The 19,255-nt window shown below is 40.9% G+C and carries 18 protein-coding genes, 3 tRNA genes, 1 other RNA gene and 1 pseudogene; 5 read left to right on the top strand and 18 right to left on the bottom strand.

Going from position 1 to position 19,255, the window contains the following annotated elements:
• Positions 1-21: 21 nt before the first annotated feature.
• Positions 22-1,380, top strand: coding sequence for a DNA repair protein RadA (gene radA, locus LKE40_09335; protein MCH3917646.1), 1,359 nt, complete (start codon positions 22-24; stop codon positions 1,378-1,380).
• 35 nt (positions 1,381-1,415) lie between these two features.
• Here radA and LKE40_09330 read toward each other — a convergent pair whose 3' ends face one another.
• The gene (locus LKE40_09330) at positions 1,416-2,609 is read right to left on the bottom strand and encodes a TraB/GumN family protein (GenBank protein ID MCH3917645.1); all 1,194 of its coding nucleotides are present in this window, start codon (positions 2,607-2,609) and stop codon (positions 1,416-1,418) included.
• 133 nt (positions 2,610-2,742) lie between these two features.
• On the opposite strand from LKE40_09330, the gene LKE40_09325 reads away from it, so the two are divergent.
• Positions 2,743-3,756: a lysine exporter LysO family protein gene (locus tag LKE40_09325; protein MCH3917644.1), complete on the top strand. Its 1,014-nt coding sequence runs from the start codon at positions 2,743-2,745 to the stop codon at positions 3,754-3,756.
• Here LKE40_09325 and LKE40_09320 read toward each other — a convergent pair.
• On the bottom strand, positions 3,753-4,166 hold the full coding sequence (locus LKE40_09320) for a hypothetical protein (protein MCH3917643.1): 414 nt from the start codon (positions 4,164-4,166) through the stop codon (positions 3,753-3,755). The two genes, LKE40_09325 and LKE40_09320, sit on opposite strands and share 4 nt — an antisense overlap.
• Positions 4,167-4,435: 269 nt before the next feature.
• Between LKE40_09320 and LKE40_09315 the strand changes: the two genes are divergently transcribed.
• The gene (locus LKE40_09315; protein MCH3917642.1) at positions 4,436-5,653 is read left to right on the top strand and encodes an FprA family A-type flavoprotein; all 1,218 of its coding nucleotides are present in this window, start codon (positions 4,436-4,438) and stop codon (positions 5,651-5,653) included.
• A gap of 127 nt (positions 5,654-5,780) precedes the next feature.
• Here LKE40_09315 and LKE40_09310 read toward each other — a convergent pair whose 3' ends face one another.
• The 3 genes from LKE40_09310 to nagA all read right to left on the bottom strand — a co-directional run bounded on the left by LKE40_09310 (position 5,781) and on the right by nagA (position 9,360).
• Positions 5,781-6,551, bottom strand: coding sequence for a gamma-glutamyl-gamma-aminobutyrate hydrolase family protein (locus LKE40_09310; GenBank protein MCH3917641.1), 771 nt, complete (start codon positions 6,549-6,551; stop codon positions 5,781-5,783).
• A 121-nt stretch (positions 6,552-6,672) separates the two neighbouring features.
• Positions 6,673-8,112 (bottom strand): aminoacyl-histidine dipeptidase, encoded by a 1,440-nt coding sequence (locus tag LKE40_09305; GenBank protein ID MCH3917640.1) that lies wholly within the window; start codon positions 8,110-8,112, stop codon positions 6,673-6,675.
• A 69-nt stretch (positions 8,113-8,181) separates the two neighbouring features.
• On the bottom strand, positions 8,182-9,360 hold the full coding sequence (gene nagA / locus LKE40_09300; protein ID MCH3917639.1) for an N-acetylglucosamine-6-phosphate deacetylase: 1,179 nt from the start codon (positions 9,358-9,360) through the stop codon (positions 8,182-8,184).
• Positions 9,361-9,768: 408 nt separating this feature from the next.
• Here nagA and LKE40_09295 point away from each other — a divergent pair, with 408 nt between their 5' ends.
• Both LKE40_09295 and djlA read left to right on the top strand, forming a co-directional pair.
• Positions 9,769-11,187: a hypothetical protein gene (locus LKE40_09295; protein MCH3917638.1), complete on the top strand. Its 1,419-nt coding sequence runs from the start codon at positions 9,769-9,771 to the stop codon at positions 11,185-11,187.
• Entirely contained in the window at positions 11,187-11,972 is a 786-nt protein-coding gene (djlA, locus tag LKE40_09290; GenBank protein MCH3917637.1) for a co-chaperone DjlA, read from the top strand. Before LKE40_09295 ends, djlA begins: the two co-directional genes overlap by 1 nt.
• 35 nt (positions 11,973-12,007) lie before the next feature.
• On the opposite strand, the gene recR is transcribed toward djlA, so the two are convergent.
• The 13 genes and pseudogenes from recR to LKE40_09225 form a co-directional block, all read right to left on the bottom strand.
• Positions 12,008-12,595, bottom strand: coding sequence for a recombination mediator RecR (gene recR / locus LKE40_09285; GenBank protein ID MCH3917636.1), 588 nt, complete (start codon positions 12,593-12,595; stop codon positions 12,008-12,010).
• Positions 12,592-12,921 carry a YbaB/EbfC family nucleoid-associated protein gene (locus tag LKE40_09280; GenBank protein ID MCH3917635.1) on the bottom strand — a complete coding sequence of 110 codons (330 nt, stop codon included), beginning with the start codon at positions 12,919-12,921 and terminating at the stop codon, positions 12,592-12,594. Before LKE40_09280 ends, recR begins: the two co-directional genes overlap by 4 nt.
• Positions 12,922-13,381: 460 nt before the next feature.
• Positions 13,382-14,635: pseudogene (gene dnaX, locus LKE40_09275) on the bottom strand (DNA polymerase III subunit gamma/tau).
• An 82-nt stretch (positions 14,636-14,717) separates the two neighbouring features.
• Positions 14,718-14,816, bottom strand: an RNA gene (gene ffs / locus LKE40_09270) — signal recognition particle sRNA small type.
• Between the two features lie 8 nt (positions 14,817-14,824).
• Positions 14,825-14,910 (bottom strand) — tRNA-Ser (locus tag LKE40_09265).
• A 50-nt stretch (positions 14,911-14,960) separates the two neighbouring features.
• A tRNA-Ser gene (locus LKE40_09260) sits at positions 14,961-15,048 on the bottom strand.
• 23 nt (positions 15,049-15,071) lie between these two features.
• A tRNA-Arg gene (locus tag LKE40_09255) sits at positions 15,072-15,145 on the bottom strand.
• Positions 15,146-15,387: 242 nt separating this feature from the next.
• Entirely contained in the window at positions 15,388-15,822 is a 435-nt protein-coding gene (gene fucU / locus LKE40_09250; protein MCH3917634.1) for an L-fucose mutarotase, read from the bottom strand.
• 102 nt (positions 15,823-15,924) lie between these two features.
• Complete coding sequence (locus LKE40_09245) at positions 15,925-16,200, bottom strand: helix-turn-helix domain-containing protein (GenBank protein ID MCH3917633.1); 276 nt, start codon at positions 16,198-16,200, stop codon at positions 15,925-15,927.
• 485 nt (positions 16,201-16,685) lie between these two features.
• Positions 16,686-17,429: a hypothetical protein gene (locus LKE40_09240; protein ID MCH3917632.1), complete on the bottom strand. Its 744-nt coding sequence runs from the start codon at positions 17,427-17,429 to the stop codon at positions 16,686-16,688.
• Entirely contained in the window at positions 17,426-17,929 is a 504-nt protein-coding gene (locus LKE40_09235; GenBank protein MCH3917631.1) for a DUF2589 domain-containing protein, read from the bottom strand. Before LKE40_09235 ends, LKE40_09240 begins: the two co-directional genes overlap by 4 nt.
• Positions 17,930-17,982: 53 nt before the next feature.
• Positions 17,983-18,552, bottom strand: a complete 570-nt coding sequence (locus tag LKE40_09230) for a DUF2589 domain-containing protein (GenBank protein ID MCH3917630.1) — start codon at positions 18,550-18,552, stop codon at positions 17,983-17,985.
• A 44-nt stretch (positions 18,553-18,596) separates the two neighbouring features.
• Positions 18,597-19,187 (bottom strand): DUF2589 domain-containing protein, encoded by a 591-nt coding sequence (locus tag LKE40_09225; protein MCH3917629.1) that lies wholly within the window; start codon positions 19,185-19,187, stop codon positions 18,597-18,599.
• Between the last annotated feature and the right edge of the window lie 68 nt (positions 19,188-19,255).

The following is a 19,255-nucleotide window of genomic DNA, read 5'->3' as shown; positions in this document are numbered from 1 at the left end:
TTCTGGATATAGGAGGCTTTTGTGAAAGGGAAAAAAGTACAGTATGTCTGTAGTAAATGTGGAAGAATTGAGCCCAAATGGTTGGGAAGATGTCCTGATTGTGGGGGATGGAATACTTTTCAGGAAGAATATATTCCAGAAGAAGAAAAAATAGGCAAAAGGGTAGATCTTTCCGCAGAAAGTGAACCAATGCTTTTAAATGAAGTAAAATTTGCAAATAATTATAGATTTTCTACTGGATTAAGTGAACTTGATCGAGTTATGGGCGGGGGTATGATGGAAGGGTCTGCTGTATTGGTCGGCGGTGAACCGGGAATAGGTAAATCAACTTTGATGCTTCAGGTTGCAGCCAACTGCAGTACGGTAAGAAAAACTCTTTATGTTAGTGGCGAAGAGAGTCCTTCGCAGGTAAAACTTCGTGCTCAACGTCTTTGTTTACATGAAAATTCAATTGTTTTTTTCAACGATACACGATTAGAGATGTTGGTACAAATAATAGAAAAGGTCCAACCTTCCCTTTTGATCATTGATTCTTTGCAAACTTTGTCTTCTGTTGATATTCCTTCTCCTGCCGGCTCTCCAAATCAAATGAGAGGTTGTGCAATGGCTTTGATCGGACTTACAAAAAAATTAGGTTGTTCTCTTTTCCTTATTGGCCATGTTACGAAGGATGGAACAATTGCTGGACCAAAAATTGTAGAACATTTGGTTGATACCGTATTATATTTTGAACAAAGTGGTAGTGGAGTCCGAATGTTAAGGGCAACAAAAAATCGTTTTGGTTCTGTCGATGAGATTGGTATTTTTCTGATGACGGAAAAAGGACTTGAAGTTGTTGAAAACCCTGCAGGGTTTTTCCTGAACCAAAGGCCAGAAGGCACTTTACCTCCGGGTATATCTTTTACAGCAGTTGTTGAGGGAACGAGAACTTTTATTGTTGAGATACAGGCTTTGGCAATACCCGCTAAAAATGGATATTCAAGAATCTATAGCGACCGAATAGATAGTGCAAGAGTGACAAGGGTTGCTGCAGTCTTGGAACGGCATGCTGGCATCCATTTGTCAGATCAAGATCTCTATGTCAATGTGGGTGGTGGTATGAAACTCAATGAAGTTTCCATAGAACTTCCTCTTGCTTTGGCTTTATGGTCCTCTTTGTCAGGGAAAAGTCTTGGCGGCAAGAGTATCAGCTTCGGTGAAATCAGTCTTGCTGGTGAAGTACGACCTGTCGGTTTCGCTGACAAAAGGATAAAAGCTGCGCAGGAAATGGCTTATAAAGAGGTCCTGCTCCCTTTTGGTTCCAAGGTGAAGTCGTCTGATGGATTAAAAATCTGTCGGAACATAAGGCAAGCTATTGAAGAATGCGAACTCAGTTTTTAAAAGAAGAGAAGTTCTGTATGATGGGACCGTATTGCTCAGGCAAAAAACCTAAGCAACACGGGGAATCCAATGAATGTCCCGATGGCAGAACCTAGGCTACAAAAAAAGAAAACAAGAAGTGCATGTAAGGTTCTGTTATGGTACCATCCTTTCAAAGAAAGAGCATCTTCACTTATATTGTTGAGATCAGTGACTTTAGGTTTTTTAAACTTAAGCTCAAGAAGTCCAGAAACTATGCCGACTCCAATTGTCGGATTGAGACTTGTAAAAGGAGCTGCTGCCATGCTGATAAGGATATTCAACGGGTGGGCAAGGCTGATAATGCCTCCTATACCGGTAAATATTGCATTTACCAATATCCAATAGACAAACATCTTAAGACCTTGGTTCCATCCTGCGTGAATGAACCCTGCAGCAATAATTGCAATGATAGCTGCAGGTATAATCCATTTTAATATTTTGCCAGTTTTACCTCCTGGGGGTACCTGACAAAGTTCTGCCGTATCAATTGAAATCTTCTTTTCGTCAAGCAATTGTAAGGTTTCGAGGATTCCTTTTGTGTGTCCTGCACCGATGACTCCGAGTTTCTTTTTACCTGGTGCCATGAACATGCTTGTCGCAAGGTATTTGTCCCTTTCATCAATCAAGACTTCCTTGATAGTTGGGAGTTCCTTTGCCATCTCCTCAAGCATTGTTTCCATGACATCTGCTTGCTTGAGTTTTTCAAGTTCTTGTTCGCTTATTTCTTCCCTGCTGAGGGCCGCAGAAAGCAATGCTCCCAAGAGTTTGCATTTGTTCCAGAAATTTGATTTTCTCCAAGCTCTTCTGAATGTAGTCTGAATTTCGCGATCACAGAAGGAAAAGGGTATTTCTCTTTCTTCTGCCAAATGTGCAGCACCAAGAATTTCTTCACCAGGCTTTGAACCTGTCTGCTTGCCCATTCTTTTCTGAAAGGATGCAAGGGCCATATTTGCAAGTAACAGGAAACCTTTTCCTTCTTTAAGGACTTTTGTTATTGAGGTTTCTGACCAGCTCTTTTCATCCTTTTTTGTTGAATAGCGGGTTTTATCAAGTTCTATACAGACATGGTCAGGCCCATAGTCATCAAACCATGTTTTGACTTCATTGACACTTTCTTTGGATATATGTGCAGTACCGACCAACAACAGTTCACTGTTATCACTGAAAATGATTTTGTGGACGGTATCACTTATGGTTTCAATATTCATACTGCAAACTATACAGGGCTATAGACAAAGCGTAAAGGGAGCCGCTATAGCCTTCTTTTGAATTTTAAGGAAAAGGTCTAAAATCGTTTGTTTGTTATTGCCATGCTCTTTTCTGCTATATTATAGTTCTTTCATGAGTACATTCTTATATCTATGCAGATTGATTTTTTCCATGATTCTGGGGACTTTGGCCGTCAAGAAACTTCCGACTGGATTTACAAGACGAGCCGCTATTATACAGAATCTTACTCTCTTCGGTCTGCTGTTTTTCCTTGGTGTTGAAATAGGTTCCATTGATGGTATACTTGATCAGCTTGTTTCCATTGGAAGTATTTCCCTTTGTGTTGGCTCCTTTTCTGTTGCGGGTTCCTGTTTGGTAGGTTTCCTTGCTTCCTTGCTGTTTGATAGGAAAAGTAGTTCAATAATTGATGATAAGGGAAAAACCTTTCAGCAAGCTATACATGTAAGTGTTCGTGATGTAAATGAATTATACGGAGAAAAACCATCAAAAGAAAAGAAAAACCTTCATTCGATATTGAAGCATATTTTTCTCATCATCAGGGAGCCGTTGCTTTTCCTTTCGATTGTATTTTTAGGTTTGATATGTCGATTACTTATACCTTCTTTGCCCTTTTCTGATAGTATAATATCATATTTACTTTATGCTTTGCTTTTCTTTTCCGGTATGGGTATTGGTTCAAGTGGTCTGAGTCTTAAGAAACTTCTTGCATCGCCCTGGATGTTGCTCTTGCCCTTATGGACAGTCCTTGGTACATACCTAGGAGCTTTGCTGGTACCTTTTTTTTGTAATCTTACGCTGTCGCAAGCTCTGGGTATTTCAAGTGGGTTCGGTTGGTATTCCCTGTCTGGTGTTATGATTGCAAATCTTGGTTTTCCAGTCCTTGGCTCAATTTCTTTTCTTAGCAACGTGTTTAGAGAAAGTCTTTCCTTTTTTCTTATCCCTATGTTTGCTCATTTGGGGCGTTTCTGGTTTTACCCGGCAGTTTGTGCAGGAGGTGCAACTACCATGGATGTCACGCTTCCCTTGCTGTCTTCCCGTTTCGGCAGTGCCCTTGCTATACCAAGTCTGTACCATGGGCTGATGACTACTATTCTTGCACCCCTTCTTATTTCTGTATTTTTTTAAGAAAGAGGGCCGAGCAACTGCATGATGACTTCAAGGCTGTTTTCTTTAAGCAATCTTACAAAGAAAAAGCCTTGGTTCGGAAAACCTGGGGCACAGGAGAAAGAAAGCAGAGAACTCTCGAATGATTCCTTATTTGGTAACCATGGTATCTGTTCAAAGATATATGTTCCTGCCGGAATTTCCATATTATGTTCTGGCAAGGGGATTTCCTTTCCTGCTGCGACAGCTTCCTGTACGGCCTTTTCCGGAGGTTGTGCAAAACCTATTTTCTCTATTTCAAAGTCAATTCCGTCACTATGTCGGTAGGATATCTGTAAAGTTGCTTCGCAGCCTGAAGGGCTTTTGTCCAGTTTACCCAACAGCCTTATATAGCTGTCCTCTGGTTTTTCTGAATTGCTTTTATGTTCCATTGTGTAAGCAAGGGGCTGAAAAAGATGAAGATGCAATGGTTGGTTACCTTTTGTCATGGTATTACCTTACTGCACACAAAAAATAAAATCCAGTACTGATTTGGCGTCTCTGTGCTGTTGCCCGTCGGTTGGAACTGCTGTCGTTTTGTGATACTATTAGATTGCTTGGGCACTATGTTTTCCCGAGTGGATAATGGATTTGAAGAATCCGCAAATAACTTGTATAATGGGGAGGAAACGGTCTTCATTTGAAGTCTGGATAACGTAATATGAAAGCAAACAGACTGGCTGATAATGTGTATAGAGTGTCGGCAAAAATTGGTACAAGGGATCTTTTTGAAGGTATATGGCCGATACCTAATGGTGTTATGCTCAATTCCTATGTTGTCAAAGGATCTGGCAAGAATGTGCTTGTTGATCTTGTAAAGGATTGGGATGGTGCAGCTGATGAAATAGAAGAACAGATGAAAGATATTGGTCTTTCTGTTCCGGATATCGATGTGCTGGTTCTCAATCATATGGAACCGGATCATACTGGTACTTTGGCGGCTTTCGTTGCTAAAAATCCCAAGGTTGAGATTTATTGCTCGCAAAAGGCTGTCCCTTTGGTAGAGACCTTTTATGATGTCCATAAAAACATCCATGTAGTCCAAGATGGCGAAAAACTTGACATTGGGGGAAAAACCCTGCTTTTTACGCTTACACCTAATATTCATTGGCCAGAAACCATGATGACCTTTGTCGTTGAGGATGGTATTCTCTTTTCTTGTGATGGTTTTGGCGCCTATGGCCGTTATGAACACTGTTTTGATGACGAACAGACAGAAGAAGAAAAAGAACTTTATAAAACAGAAATCGAAAGATATTATGCAAATATCGTAAGTACCTTCTCTTTGTTTGTGCTTAAAGGCATCGAAAAGCTTTCAAAACTGGATATAAAGATGGTTTGTCCCTCTCATGGCATAGTCTGGAGAAAAGATCCGGCTCGTGTGATCAATTGGTATAAAAAATTGGCCACATATATGGATGGTCCCCAGGAAAAGGAAATTACAATAGTCTGGTCAAGCATGTATGGCAATACTGCTTCCTTGGTAGATTCCCTGAAAGCTGGTGTGGAAAGCGTAAAAGGTGTCGGCTTGCATGTTTTGCAAGTTCCGCAGACGCATGAATCATTCGTACTTGAAAAGGTCTGGAGAAGCCAGGGAATCATAATCGGTATGCCTACCTATGAGTATAAGATGTTTCCCCCGATGTATGCCGTCCTTGATCAACTTGAGCGTTCGAGGGTATATGGAAGGAGATGCGTACGCTTTGGGTCCTACGGGTGGTCAGGCGGTGCCAGCAAACAGTTTTTACCTTTTATCAAGTCCCTGAAGCTTGATTATATGGGAGATGTGGAATTCCAAGGATCTCCAAAAGAAGAAGACCAAAAAAGAGCCTTTGAACTGGCTGCAAGAATGGCACAGGCAATCAAAGATAATAATTAAATGATTTTACTTTAGCATCAGAAAACAAGGCATACTGAAAAAGGTGTGCCCTGTTTTTTTATAGTAGAATTGGGAAAAACATTTAAAAACTTTTAATCATTATATTAAGGAATCGGCTATGTTTTTCTCAGTAGTTGATTTTGTGATTTTTAATCGATTCTTTGATAAAAGATGAAAAAATTGGTTTCATGTAATCATTATGGAAATACATCACTTCAGGATGCCATTGTATGCCAAGACAAAAAGGACCTTCCAAAGTCTCAATTCCTTCAATGGTTCCATCAATGCAATATGCATTTATCCTAAGACCGTTTCCTGTTTTTTTAATTGACTGGTGGTGAAGGCTGTTTGTCTTGAGTTCTTTGCTGCTGTTGAATATTGAAGAAAGCTGGCTTTGCCTTTCCAAGAAGACGGTATGGAATGGTTCTTGGCAAGCTTCCATATGCATATGATTGATTTTTTCTTTTAGATTGGGAATTTGCGTTTGGTCCTGATAGAGTGTTCCCCCATATGCCACGTTGAGCAATTGGCAACCTTTGCAGATGCCAAGCAGAGGTTTTTCCATCTGTCGTGCCGTCCGTATCAACTCCAACAGAAATTCATCGCACTCTCTTTCTGTGGGGCCACACAGGTCAGACTTCTGTTCTCCATAGAGTATGGGATCTATGTCATTACCTCCGGGAATCAATATACCATCAGCTTTTTTCAATAAATAAATTTGGTCAGATTCCCTTTTGCTATTGAATGTCGGAATCAGGATCGGCAATCCTCCTGCCTTGATGATACTTTGCACATAGGTGTCAACACAGAAGTGCCTTTTATATTGTGTAAAAGGTGAGGGTGGGGGCGTCGTCGTATATGAGACAGCTATAGCTATTATAGGTTTTTCAAATGTCATATAAATCTCTTATATTTCAAAGTCATTTAAATAAATTGGCAAATATAAGATATTATATTTGCCATGAAGTAATAAATGACTCAAAATTTTATAATATTTTTTTTGTACATGAATTAAAATACTATTGTATGATCTCAAGAAGGTGCTTCAGGAATTTGCTTGTTCTTGCAGTAGAGGAGATGCAAAGTCTTTCTGCTGTAGAATGCACATGTTCCATACCAGGGCCAAAGGAAATGGAATCCATGCCTTCTATCCTGCTGTTTATGATACCGCATTCCAAACCTGCATGAATTGCTGTGACCAAGGGCTTCTTCTGGAAATAATCTTCATAGGCCTGGGCACAGAAAGCAAGCAACTGTGAATTTGTATTTGGTTTCCACGAGGGGTAGGCTCCTTGAATTTCAACTTGGGCTCCGCAAGTTTCCATGGCATCTCTGAATCTGTAAGCACTGTCATCCCGACTGCTCATGATTGATGATCTGTGGCTTGAAATTACAGTAATCTGATTTTCCTCTGTGGTTATGATTGCTAGGTTTGCAGATGTTTCTACGACACCGGGGAGGGTTACGCTCATTGCTTCTACTCCATGTGGGGCAATGTGCAAGGATTTTAAAAGTGCTGAGCTCATCTTTTCACTGAAAGCCAGCGTTGGGCACGGAACACTTTCTAAAACAATCTTTCCGTTTGGATCTTGCATGCCATATTCATCTTTATAAGCATTGTGTATATCAGAAAAGGCCTTTTTGAGCAGGTTTTCGTTTTCTTTCTCTATTGCGAAAATACAGTCACAATGTGAAGGGATTACATTTCGTTTTGATCCACCTTGTATTTTTTCTAATCGTAAGGAAGGAATTCCCACTAAGGTCCTCGCTACAAGTTTTATTGCGTTTGCTCTTTGCTTGTCTATTTCACTGCCGCTGTGTCCACCGGCCAAACCGCTGACAGACAATTTGAAACCCATGCAATTGTCCTTTGTCGCAGTTTTGTTTTTCTTGAGCGTAGATGTTGTTTCTATGCCTCCTGCGCACCCTATATAAAGTATCCCTTCCTCTTCACTGTCGAGGTTGATAAGTTTCCTGCTTTTTACAAGTGTCGGGTCTATGCCAAAGGCGCCTGTCAATCCGGTTTCTTCACTTACTGTGAAGATTCCTTCCAATGGTCCATGTTTGCATGTGGTATCAGTGAATACATCCAGGGCCAAAGCCATTGCGATGCCATCATCGCCACCTAGGGAAGTACCGTCTGCGGTAATATAATCTTCTTTGACTTTCAGTTTGATGGGATCTTTTGAAAAATCATGGATAACGCCAGGGTCTTTGACACATACCATGTCCATATGTCCTTGCAAAGCTACGGAAGATCTTTCTTCATAACCCTTTGATGCCGGTACCTGTATGATTACATTGCCGACACTGTCGACATTAACCGGAAAATCATGTTTTTTTGCAAAGGTGACCAAATACTGTCTAATTCCTTCTTCGTTGCCTGATTCACGAGGAATAGCGGAGATATCCCTGAAATATGAAAATATTGCTTTTGGTTCTAATTCGTTGTAGTCCATGCTAATAAAGCCGTTTGATTGAAAAGGCTTTTTGCCTCCTGTATATTTGTATTTAGCTGGGTAAGTCCATTATGCAAATCTGTCTCTTATTAATTTTCCATCTCTGAATAGACCTTTAAGGCGTAAATCTTGGTCTAAGATGGTAAGATCTGCTTTGTTGCCGGGCAGAATCATACCTATTTTAGGAATGGAATATATCCTAGCAGGATTTGTCGAGGCCATCAAAGATGCATTTTCCAAGGAAATACCCCAATTCTTAACATTTCGGATTCCCTGTAATAGTGTCAATGCACTACCTAGCAGAAGTTCTGGGTTGTCTTTGCTTACGAAAGCACCTTCTTGACTCAGCATTGCCGGAACTCCATTTGCAAAAAGGTCTCCTGACCTTTGTTTTGTCGGTTTCAGTGAATCTGTAATCATGACAATATTCTCGATAGGTTTTTCCCGTAACAGCAATTTTACCAACTCCGGATGGACATGAACTCCGTCACATATGATTTCACACCGCATACTGGTCTGTATCATAATTGCACCGACCGTACCAGGGTTTCTGTGGTGCAACCGGCTCATTGCATTGAAGAAGTGGGTAGAATGTAAAATTCCACATTGCATACCTTCTATAATGTTTTCATATGTTGCATCGGTATGTCCTGCCAGAAGTACTATGCCCTCTTTCCTGGCTTCCAAGGCAAGAGTTCTCATGTGTTTGAGCTCAGGAGCAACAGTCATGCATATGATGTGGCCCTGTCCAGCTTCTATAAGTTTGTCAAATACTTCCAGATTGACAGGTTGCACTCCTTCCGGATTCTGTGCACCGATTCTAAGTGGTGATATGAAGGGACCTTCTACATTCACACCCTGTATCTTTGCGCCTTGTTCATGTCCCATTGCAGAAACAATAGCTTTTATGCCTGCAATCATTTTATCTAAGGAATCTGTGTAAATTGTGGGAAGAAAGGAAGAAACACCAAAATCTGCAAGTCTTTCACTCATCCCAAGAATAGAATCTGGTGAATTGTCTTCCGTGCCATATCCCCCGATGCCATGTATATGGGAATCAAAAAGTCCTGGAAGTACATAGCTTCCCTGAAGATCCAGAATAATGGCATCAGAACCAAAATTTTTCTCTGCAAATCTTCTCATATTGAAGATGTCTGCAATTGACCCTTCATCATCGATGAATACTGCACAGTCCTTGAGTGTAGCAAAACCTGTTATGACTGTTCCATTAGTCAATACTGTTTTCATTTCTACCTCTGTCCTTTGTTAAATAATGATGGATTCCAGGGTATTCGTCAACATGGAAAAGCAGAAGCGATGGAAATCACCGATGTATATTTTCTCAGAAAAAAGGAAGACTTTTTATGATGGAGCTAGAAATGTTGCAGGGAAAGACATGATGATGGATGGATATCTGCAGGAATTAATCCTGATTTTATTAAGGTCCTTTTTTCTTTTGCAAAAGGAAAAGCTATTCAATATCTAGTTGAAGAATAGAAGAGGACAACGGGAAAAAAAATAAAAGTTTTTTTTTCGGATTTAGAGAAATTGGTGTAGAATGAATTTTGTTGGGGGTTCAACTTGCCCGTTGCATATATTATTTGTATATTATAGACTAGGATTTCTGTATTTATGTCGGTCTAAGGAGTATTATTTTTGACTAAGAATAAAGTCCCTTCCATCCATTTTTATGATCAAGACTTCGTTGATATGTACGATAGGACTTGGGTTTGGATCAATGAACAGTGGAAAACTTCTGATGGGAAGCTTGCACCATCCTGTTATCTCTCCTACCCAGGACAGACTGTGTCCAATCAACTTGAATCCTGCATGTCAGCTTTGTTCCTTGTGTATAGCAACCAAAATTATTCACCGTTTCCTATGATAGATTTTTTTTATTCAAAACAGGAAGAAAATGGTGCAATTCGTGGTAGTTATACACTTGAAGACGGAAAGCCTGTATTGACCGCTGATAATCCTCAAGGGATTTCACCCTGCCTTTTTGCCTATGTTGAATATTGCTTTTATCATAAGATCGGAGACAAGAAGCGGCTAAGAAAAATCGTACCGATTCTTGAGAAATATACGGATTGGCTGGAACAGTTCAAGTGTGAAAACGGCTTATATTCTGTTCCTGCTGCTGCTTGTGGCAGTGGCAATATACCTAGGAAAGAAATGTTTTATCCGATTGATTTCAATGCACAGATTGCTATGAATGCACTGTATATGTCAGAAATCGGTGATATTCTCAATGATAAGGAATTAAGTTTTCGGTATAAGAGAATGTATTTCGCCTTGAACATTCGGATAAATGCCATGATGTGGGATGAAGGAACCCAGTTTTTCTATGATCTTGATAAAGAAGGCAAACAGATTCATAACCGCTTTATTGGAGCTTTCTGGACGTTATTAGGAAAAATTCCTAACGATGAGAAAGGTGCCAAGATTATTGAGAAGTTACATGATCCAAAGGAATTTGGAACAGATAACCCATTCCCTGGAGTCCCTGTCAGTTCTCCTTATTTTGATCCGAAAGGAAACGGATGGTGCGGAGGTGTGCTTCCTTTCAACACTTTCATGGTTGTCAAAGGGTTGATGAACTATCATGAATTTGTTTTTGCTCGTGAATGTTCTATTCGGCATATGTATTTTGTCTTGGATACGTTCCATCCGGATACAGACAAGATTGATGATATTTGGGAGGGTTATCTGCCTGACAAGGAAGGTAAGTCTACTTGTGCTGATATGGAGGGTTTTCCAAAAAGACGTTATTTGCCGTCAGTTGGGTTGCTTACCATTTCCATTATGATTGAAAATATCATTGGACTTGATATTTCCCTGCCAAGAAAGACTGTGGACTGGACTATGCCTTCAAGGGAAGCGATGGGTATAGAGACGCTTTCTTTGAAGAAGAACAATATTACGATTCTTAGCAGCAAGAATCCACGAGGTTGGGAAATCAGACTGGAAAGTGAAAAGCTTTATTATTTTACTATTATGATTTTGGATGAGGACAAGAAAAAGACACTTCCCATTCCTTCTGGCAAGTGTTCAATGCTTGTTGATAAACTGTAATGGCGTGGCTTGGTAAGTTAATCGGTGGTGCCGTAGGTTTTACTCTAGGAGGACCTTTGGGCATGATTGCAGGCATTGCTTTCGGCAATATGTTTGATCATGCTGGTGAAACTTCCCGCATTTCAGATGGCACTCCTTATTTTCGGCAGAATGGCCGTATGGCCAGCAATGCCGAAGAAAGGAATATGACGTTTTTTTTGGCCACTTTTTCTCTTCTTGCCAGGCTTGCCCAAGCAGACGGTGTAGTTTCCGAAAAAGAAAGAAATGCCGTCAATGCTTTTATTGACAATGATTTGAAACTTGATTATGCAGGTAAGCAGGCAGCTTTGCGTATTTTCAATACAGCTTTGACTGGTGGAGGAACGGTAGACCAGTTTGCTTCTCAGTTTTACCAAAACTTTGCAAACGATCAAGCACTGTTGCAGCTGATGGTTGATATCCTGTTCAGGGTAGGTGTTGCAGACGGGAGGCTTGATCAGGCAGAAGAGAAGATAATCAGAAGGGTCGTAAGTATCTTTCGTTTTTCTGATGCATATTTTGATGCCATGGTACGCCGTTATGCCGGTGCATCTGTAACTGAAAGTGCTTATACCGTCCTGGGTTTGACTTCTCAGGCCTCAGATGAGGAAGTCAAGAAAGCATATCGGAAGATGAGTATAGAATATCACCCTGATACGGTACAAGCAAAAGGCCTTCCTGATGATTTCGTAGCAGTTGCAACAAAAAAGTTCAGAGAAATACAAGAAGCTTACGAAACAATCAAGAAAGAGCGAGGCATCAAATAACCGAAAATTCTGCCATTAGTCAAATAGCGATGAACTCAAAATTTAACTCGTCCTCTTAGGGATCTTGCCACTGTAAGTTTGTCTGCATATTCCAAGTCACCACCGATTGGAAGTCCGCTTGCCAATCTCGAAAGGGTTATCGGGCGATCTCTTAGAATCTGTCTAATATATAAGGCTGTAGTATCTCCTTCTTCCGTGGGGTTTGTTGCAATGATGACTTCTTTGAAATTGCCGTTGTCCAACCGTGAAAGGAGCTTGCCGAAGCTGAGTTTCTCTGGGCCGATACCATCCAAGGGACTTATTGCTCCTCCCAATACATGGAAAAGGCCGTTATAGCTTCCGCTTGCCTGCAATGTCATCACATCCTGTGGTTGTTCAACGATACAAAGAGTTTCATGGTCTCTTGTCGGGTCACTGCAGATTGGACAGGGGTCTGTTTCCGTAAAACTTCCACAGATGCTGCACGGGAAAATCTTATCCTGTATCTGCTGTATTTGTTCACCTAGCTTTTGATTGAATGTTTTGTCCGTTTTTATCAGATAATAGGCAAGCCGAGCTGCTGATTTCGGTCCTATGCCAGGTAATCTTGCCAAATTGGATATCAAATCTTCCAACACAGTCATTTTCTATTCCTTGCTGCTTTCACTGAATATTGAGGCCAGATGCCAAATCCATTGATTTTTTTCTGCAGAGTTGCCTGTATGTTGCTTGATGCCGTGTTAAAGGCAGAAGCGATGAGTGTCTGCAGTGTTATTGGATCTTCCGGATCTATAACAGATTTGTCGATGGTGATGTTGACGACTTCAAATTTTCCATTGAGGGTTATTTCTACGAAACCTGCACCTGCGCTTCCTGTTGCTGTTATTTTTTCTAGTTCGTTGCGCATTAGGTTCATTTTGTCCTGTAGCTGTTGCATATTCTTGAACAGGTCAAAGGGGTTCGTTGCCATTTTTATCTCCTTGATGGGATTACATACAGAATATTGCAGTATCCTTTCTTATTTTTCAATTTTTCCGCGGAACATTTTGGTTACTTGCTGGAAGAAAGGAGAATCTTCAGAAGAATCTGTTTTATCTTCTTCTTTTTGTGCCAGCTTGAATTCCAAAGTTCCTTTAAAACCACTGACTCTGTTTATACCTGCTTGTATTATCTTTTTATCTTTTGTAAGAGCTTGTACATAGAAGTTTCCCAGGCATCGTCCAGTATAAGATACCATTGATATTTTCAATCTTCAGTATTTTTGTACAGATACTGGAAAGGTTGGGATATCGATTCTCTAATAGTTTGCAAAGTTCAGGTATGCTTTCCTTTGTGAATATTCCAGAAAGAGAATTCTGCTGCTGGATGGGTGCCTGCTGCTGGATGGGTGCCTGCTGCTGGATGGGTGCCTGCTGCTGGATGGGTGCCTGCTGCTGGATGGGTGCCTGCTGCTGGATGGGTGCCTGCTGTTGGGGGAGAGCCTGCTGGAACAAAGGCATTTCTTTTGTTGTGGATGTCGCTTTGGCAGGTGAAAGCTTACCTGTTACCAAGTCGTTTTTCAGTTGAGTAAGACGTTCCATCAGAACGATATTCGAGGTAAGGTAGGGAAGAGCTGCAAGACGTGAAATAGCAAGTTCAAGTTCAAATTTTGGATCTATTGAATAGCGGACTTCTCTGTATAGGTTAAGAAAAAGCTGCAATGCAGCTTCCAACTGTTCTGCCGTATAAGATTTTTTGATTTCTTCAGGAATCGAGGAAGGTTGTACGCCAAGGATATTAGGATCCTCTATGCCTTGGCTGATAAGCAACAAAGTCCTGAAATAATTTGCAAAATCCTTGATACATTGATCGATGGAAGTACCGCTCTTGACCATTTCGGAAACAGTAAGCAATGCTGAAGCTCTATCATTATGGATTAGAAGGAGCATCATCTTGTTGATTTGGTCTGTTCCTGCGAATCCTAATTTATCCTGTATCTTTTTCAGTGTAATATATCCGTCACTGAATGCAACAACTTGATCAAAAAGAGTATAGGCATCCCTCATGGATCCTGTAGCTTCTTTTGCAATCCAGAAGAGCGCATCCTTATCAGCTTCTACCTGCAGTTCTGCTGCTGCATCTTTCAGGCATGAAACAATAGTCTGTAGGTCAATCAATTGGAAATGAAACTGTTGGCATCTACTTCGTATTGTGGCTGGGACTTTCTGAGTTTCTGTGGTCGCGAAGATGAATATTGCATATTCAGGGGGCTCTTCAATTGTTTTCAGCAAAGCGTTGAAGGCATTGGTGGATAGCATGTGTACTTCATCGATGATATAAATTTTATATCTACATTTTTGGGGTGGAAAACGTACTTCATCCTTTATGTTTCTGATATCTTGTACACTGTTGTTGCTGGCGCCATCTATTTCAATGACATCACTACAATTACCTTGTGTAATTTCCTTGCAATTGTCACATACGCCGCAAGGAGTATCCGTAGGGCCTTTTTCACAGTTCAGAGCTTTTGCCAGTAAACGTGCTGATGAAGTCTTACCTACGCCCCTAGGTCCACAAAATAAATATGCATGTGCTATGCGATTGGCTTTGATGGAATTCTTTATTGTTGAAACGACAAATTCCTGTCCGACCAAATTGTCAAAGGATTGTGGTCTTTTCCGTGTAGCTGTTACTTCATAGGCCATGATGCTCCGGTGCCTCCGATTTTGGCAGTATAACATAAAAGGAGGGAAAACCAAAGCAATGGGAGTATAATACAAATAAAACAGCCGGCAAATAACCCATATCTCATGGACGATCCACTTACCGTTGCTACATTCCTGTCCTGGCGGGATTGGGTGGTCATCCATAGCATGGAATCTGCCGGCTGAAATCGGAGAGAGAGGGATTCGAACCCTCGGTGCCTTGTGAGCACATACGCCTTCCAAGCGTACACCTTCGACCACTCGGACATCTCTCCAAACGTCAAATAAACAAATATATAATCATCTAAGGCAAGAGAGAAAAAATCGGAGAGAGAGGGATTCGAACCCTCGGTAGCGAAATTCGCTACAACGGATTTCGAGTCCGTCTCCTTCGACCTCTCGGACATCTCTCCAACAATTCTTTGCACAAAAATAACGAGGCCAAAAGGATTCGAACCTTCGACCCTCAGTTCCGCAAACTGATGCTCTATCCAGCTGAGCTATGGCCTCATGACAAAAAACAAACTTTTATGCACAGTAACCTTACGGGTCACTTTTGCAACGTCCGTATTTGTATCCCATTTTAGCAAAAGTGTCAACTGTAAAAATAATGAGGATCTGCGCTTTTTCCAAGAGCAGGGAAGTTACTTTCCAAGGCATAGGGAAAAATTGTTTTTTATATTTTGATGGACATTGGAAAAGTGTCTGCATATCATGCTTTTATCCTAGCTGTAGTGATGAGGTCTCATCCATTATTTCCAGGGGGTGACACCTTTCTTGATGAGAATATTTCCATATTTTCTCATCTCTCCTGAAACCACTACAAGATATGCATTTTTTGCTCGGTCATAAAATTCAAAGCGCCCAATCTTTCCTATTTTATTTATATGTGGAGAAAGGGTATCAATGATTTTTTGGTAGTCTTTTTCAACTTTCGGATCAAATGAATCTCCTTTTGTCGCTTCCATCATTACAAATGGTTCTTCGACACATTCATCTGCATTGATGAGGTGTAAAATGCCTTCAAGCAATTCCGTTGCCGGAATGCCATCTGCACGCAAGACGTTGTTATTTACTGTATAAGCCGGGAAAAAAGCATCGGAAATGATAAGTTCATCTCCATGTCCCATATTCGATAATTCGCAAAGTAATTCTGGGGAAATTACCGGAGAAATTCCTTTTAGCATTATGATCTCCTTTTTACAGTGAACATTTATAAGAATGATAAAGGTATTCAGGAACTTATGAAATACGTTGAACGCGAATTTGTTGTTCCATTTTACGAAGATTTATAGCCTTTGATTTTTTCTCCATGCGTTAGGTGTTACACCGTGCTTTGCTTTGAACAGATGGAAAAAGCGCTGGGCAGATCCGAAGCCGTAGCTAGTCCAGATATTTTCAATTTTGTCATCGGTTTCCCTAAGAAGATGTTCTGACTTCGCAAGCCTTACCGTAACGACTTCCTCCAGCAATGTCCTTCCCCTAGCTTTTAAGAACCTTTCTTCAAGTCGTCTTCTACTTAAAAGGGCCAAGTGCTTCTTTGGAAAGGTGCCAAAGTCTAGCATGCTCTTTGGGATGAGAAGGTAGTATTGAGGATAAATTGAGCGTCGAGAGGTAATGACATGGAAAAGGAGGCAATCAGATGAACACCAAGGCAAGGAGGAAGTTGTAGAACTTTCTGCCGATGGGCAAATATCGTCATGTACCCTTGTTTGGTCAAACGGGATGACGGACTTCCAATGGCATATTACCAGCTTGATTTCTTACCTCTTTTTCTGTCTGTTTTTCTTTTTGGTAAGTAGAAATTCTTCAAATTTTTCAAAAGGGACTATCGCATTGTACCGAATAATACTTGTCGCTTGGCTATAATGTTCCTAGAATCTGGCAATAGAAACAACAGAGTCCCTCGGAATAATTTCCAGGAGACTCTTTAAAGATATATGCATATGAGATCTGTACGGTACTTTTTACTTGAATTTGTTGTGCTATTTGCAGGTATATGAGACGTTCAAGCAGTTTTTGAAGCTGATAGATGGAAAATTGCTGTAACTTAGATTCTGCAAGAACTTCCTGTCGTTTCTTCCAAGGAACAATATTGAATATTGAAAGGTTCTTTTAAAGCTAGCTCATTTTTCAATGTAAAGTTTTTGATGGTAGCTTTTTGACTGTCCCAGGCTTTTGCTTCGGTTGCTATGTTTTTTTGTGCAGAGACTAAGAAAGTAGAAAACATTGTATCGAAAATGTACCAGTTATATGTTGAATCTGCATTTTTGAAACAACCCAAAAGCAAGACGTGCCCTTCTGATTTGTTTTGCTGGTCTTGGTGATTATAGCAGAACAGCATGGGAAATCCCAGAATTTGATCTGAAATACATTTGTCGATGATAGAACCCATATCTACCTTTGGATAAATTTCCAAGTCCTTGCTTTTTAAGCCTACTGTATTCAAAGGAATATCCAATTGATTTTGACTGATTGTGTTTTGAACCCTTTGGATTGATTGAAAACTTTTTGTGAGGCCGACAACATCAGATACAACAGCTTCTTTGTTAAAGATATTGGTAAAGAAAGTACTGCCGGTTTCATGTACTTCTTGGTAATTACATGCATTGCATGCAAGCAGTTCCTTACCAAAAAGAACGGATAGGGCAAAACAGTATCCGGAAGGAGCTGTCCTTGTTGAATATTCCTTTTTGTAACAATCGCTAAGTATTTGATTGATTGGTGTATCATTTTTGCCTAACACTAGGTAAGACTCAAAATATTTTGAGTTTTTTATTTGTTTTATTTTCATGTTTTTTCCTCCTTTGCTGCTCCCACAGAAGTTGCCAGCAAATCAAGGATGCGGCTTAAACCTTCCGGAGGTTCTTGTTTCTTTGCCTTGACGTGGATCTGGTACTTTGCACTTTGGTTTGTTTCCCTTGTTCCTGTTGCACTTGAAGTAACTTTTCCTGAAACGGCAACTTGTTCTTCCCTGTCTTCTTGTTCGACCTTATCCGTTGCAGTAACTTCCATTTGAAAATCTATGTTCATTTCTTCAATTGCAAGTTCCGGCAAAGGGACAAGAGCTAGGACCGGTGCCTTGATTTCCATGGATTCTCCATTTTCCGGTGAAGTAAGTCCAAAGGAAATGGTCTTGGTTTTTCCTTTTTCCATTCCGACAGAAGAGATAAAATCTACTGTACTTTGTGCGAGTTGCCGTTGGGCTTCTATGGCTGCCTTGAATGGAGCTGCTATCAGTTGCTCAATCGGAACATCCGCTATGGCATTGCGTATACCTTTCTGATTATCCATGGTGTTATCTCCATATCCTCGCCGTTATTACGGCGAGGTATATGTAAAAGTAATCAGACAGCTTCAGTGGTGTTGCCGATCTTGATGGCTTCTGTACAGGTAGAAAACATGTCCATCAACTTGCCGAGACATTCAGTCTGCGGTTGTTGATTTGCTTCTACATGTACTTGGTATTTTGCTGTCTGGTTGGTAGAACGGGTGTTTTCCTTGCTTGTGGAAACCTTTCCTGACACGGAGTAGCTGCATCCCCAGAATTTTCCGGATGCGCTTGCTGAGGCTTCTGCTGCAGTATTTGATTTTTCTTCAGAACTTGCCGTAACTTCCATTTGAAAATCAATGGACACATGGTCGACCAGCAATGCAGGAATAGGAAGCAATCCGAGTATAGGTGCTTGGATAGTCATGTCCGTCGTCGTGACCTGATCATCGGAAATTACAGGTTTCTTGATGTTGAATTCAAGAATCCGTGCTTTGCCCGAGTCTACATCTTCGAATCCTACGTCATTTACATAGCCGATCATCACGTGTGCCAAGTCTGTCTGTGCTGATACTACGGAAACCAGTGGACCGCCGATCAACTCGCTCATGGGCAATCCGCCCATCATCTTAGCAATTTCACTCATTGTTTTTCTCCTTCACAGGATTGATTCCTGTAATTTTACATTTGTCATTTATCGTCAGCAGACGGTTTCTCATCATCGTGTCCTTGCCAGGGAGAGGTATCCTGTCCGTCATCTGATGCTGTATAAGGGGTAATCAGTTTGTCGTATTCGTCCATGATCCTTGCAAGGCCTTCGGTTTGTTTTTCTGAAGTAAATTCAATTTTGACTTGGACGGTATTGCTGTGAGGCTGCCCTGAAAAACCAATGGAAAAGGAAGCTGTATTGTCATTTTCTGCGTTGTCATCAAGATCTTTACCATCAAGTGAATTTGATGCTTTGAGCGCATTGCGCAGCTCCTCTGTGTCGCTTATACCTACTTGTTCGATCTGTGCTTCGAATTCCATTGTGAGATGTTCGATTCGCAGCGAATTGTGGTTTGCCAATGTCACCAGAGGTATTTCCAGTCGTTTCTTGTCTTTCAGATGCAGGTCAACGGTTTTTGGGTCCCCGTCACTATAGAAAAAACGTAGCAAGGACTTGAGATTCTGTGCTTCCAGGGTTTTCTGTGCTTCATTGACGGCATGTTGCATGCCTTTTACGACTTCCGAAAGGTCAACTCCTGCTCTTGAGGAGTTTTTTCCATGTAAAATACCCATAATGTTTTCTTCTCCTGTCTGTTTTCCATTGTATAGCCCCGTGCATAGGGGGGTGGCGTACCTATGGT

The sequence above is a fragment of the Spirochaetia bacterium genome (assembly GCA_022482625.1).
Lineage (GTDB): Bacteria > Spirochaetota > Spirochaetia > Sphaerochaetales > Sphaerochaetaceae > Pleomorphochaeta.
This window is presented reverse-complemented; position numbering and strand designations above follow the sequence as displayed.

Bases quoted from the DNA above. Each gene is read 5' to 3' on its own strand.
- LKE40_09330 (MCH3917645.1), bottom strand. From the start codon at position 2,609: ATGAATATTGAAACCATAAGTGATACCGTCCACAAAATCATTTTCAGT.
- LKE40_09325 (MCH3917644.1), top strand. From the start codon at position 2,743: ATGAGTACATTCTTATATCTATGCAGATTGATTTTTTCCATGATTCTG.
- LKE40_09320 (MCH3917643.1), bottom strand. From the start codon at position 4,166: ATGGAACATAAAAGCAATTCAGAAAAACCAGAGGACAGCTATATAAGG.
- LKE40_09315 (MCH3917642.1), top strand. From the start codon at position 4,436: ATGAAAGCAAACAGACTGGCTGATAATGTGTATAGAGTGTCGGCAAAA.
- LKE40_09310 (MCH3917641.1), bottom strand. From the start codon at position 6,551: ATGACATTTGAAAAACCTATAATAGCTATAGCTGTCTCATATACGACG.
- LKE40_09305 (MCH3917640.1), bottom strand. From the start codon at position 8,112: ATGGACTACAACGAATTAGAACCAAAAGCAATATTTTCATATTTCAGG.
- nagA (MCH3917639.1), bottom strand. From the start codon at position 9,360: ATGAAAACAGTATTGACTAATGGAACAGTCATAACAGGTTTTGCTACA.
- djlA (MCH3917637.1), top strand. From the start codon at position 11,187: ATGGCGTGGCTTGGTAAGTTAATCGGTGGTGCCGTAGGTTTTACTCTA.
- recR (MCH3917636.1), bottom strand. From the start codon at position 12,595: ATGACTGTGTTGGAAGATTTGATATCCAATTTGGCAAGATTACCTGGC.
- LKE40_09280 (MCH3917635.1), bottom strand. From the start codon at position 12,921: ATGGCAACGAACCCCTTTGACCTGTTCAAGAATATGCAACAGCTACAG.
- fucU (MCH3917634.1), bottom strand. From the start codon at position 15,822: ATGCTAAAAGGAATTTCTCCGGTAATTTCCCCAGAATTACTTTGCGAA.
- LKE40_09245 (MCH3917633.1), bottom strand. From the start codon at position 16,200: ATGCTAGACTTTGGCACCTTTCCAAAGAAGCACTTGGCCCTTTTAAGT.
- LKE40_09240 (MCH3917632.1), bottom strand. From the start codon at position 17,429: ATGAAAATAAAACAAATAAAAAACTCAAAATATTTTGAGTCTTACCTA.
- LKE40_09235 (MCH3917631.1), bottom strand. From the start codon at position 17,929: ATGGATAATCAGAAAGGTATACGCAATGCCATAGCGGATGTTCCGATT.
- LKE40_09230 (MCH3917630.1), bottom strand. From the start codon at position 18,552: ATGAGTGAAATTGCTAAGATGATGGGCGGATTGCCCATGAGCGAGTTG.
- LKE40_09225 (MCH3917629.1), bottom strand. From the start codon at position 19,187: ATGGGTATTTTACATGGAAAAAACTCCTCAAGAGCAGGAGTTGACCTT.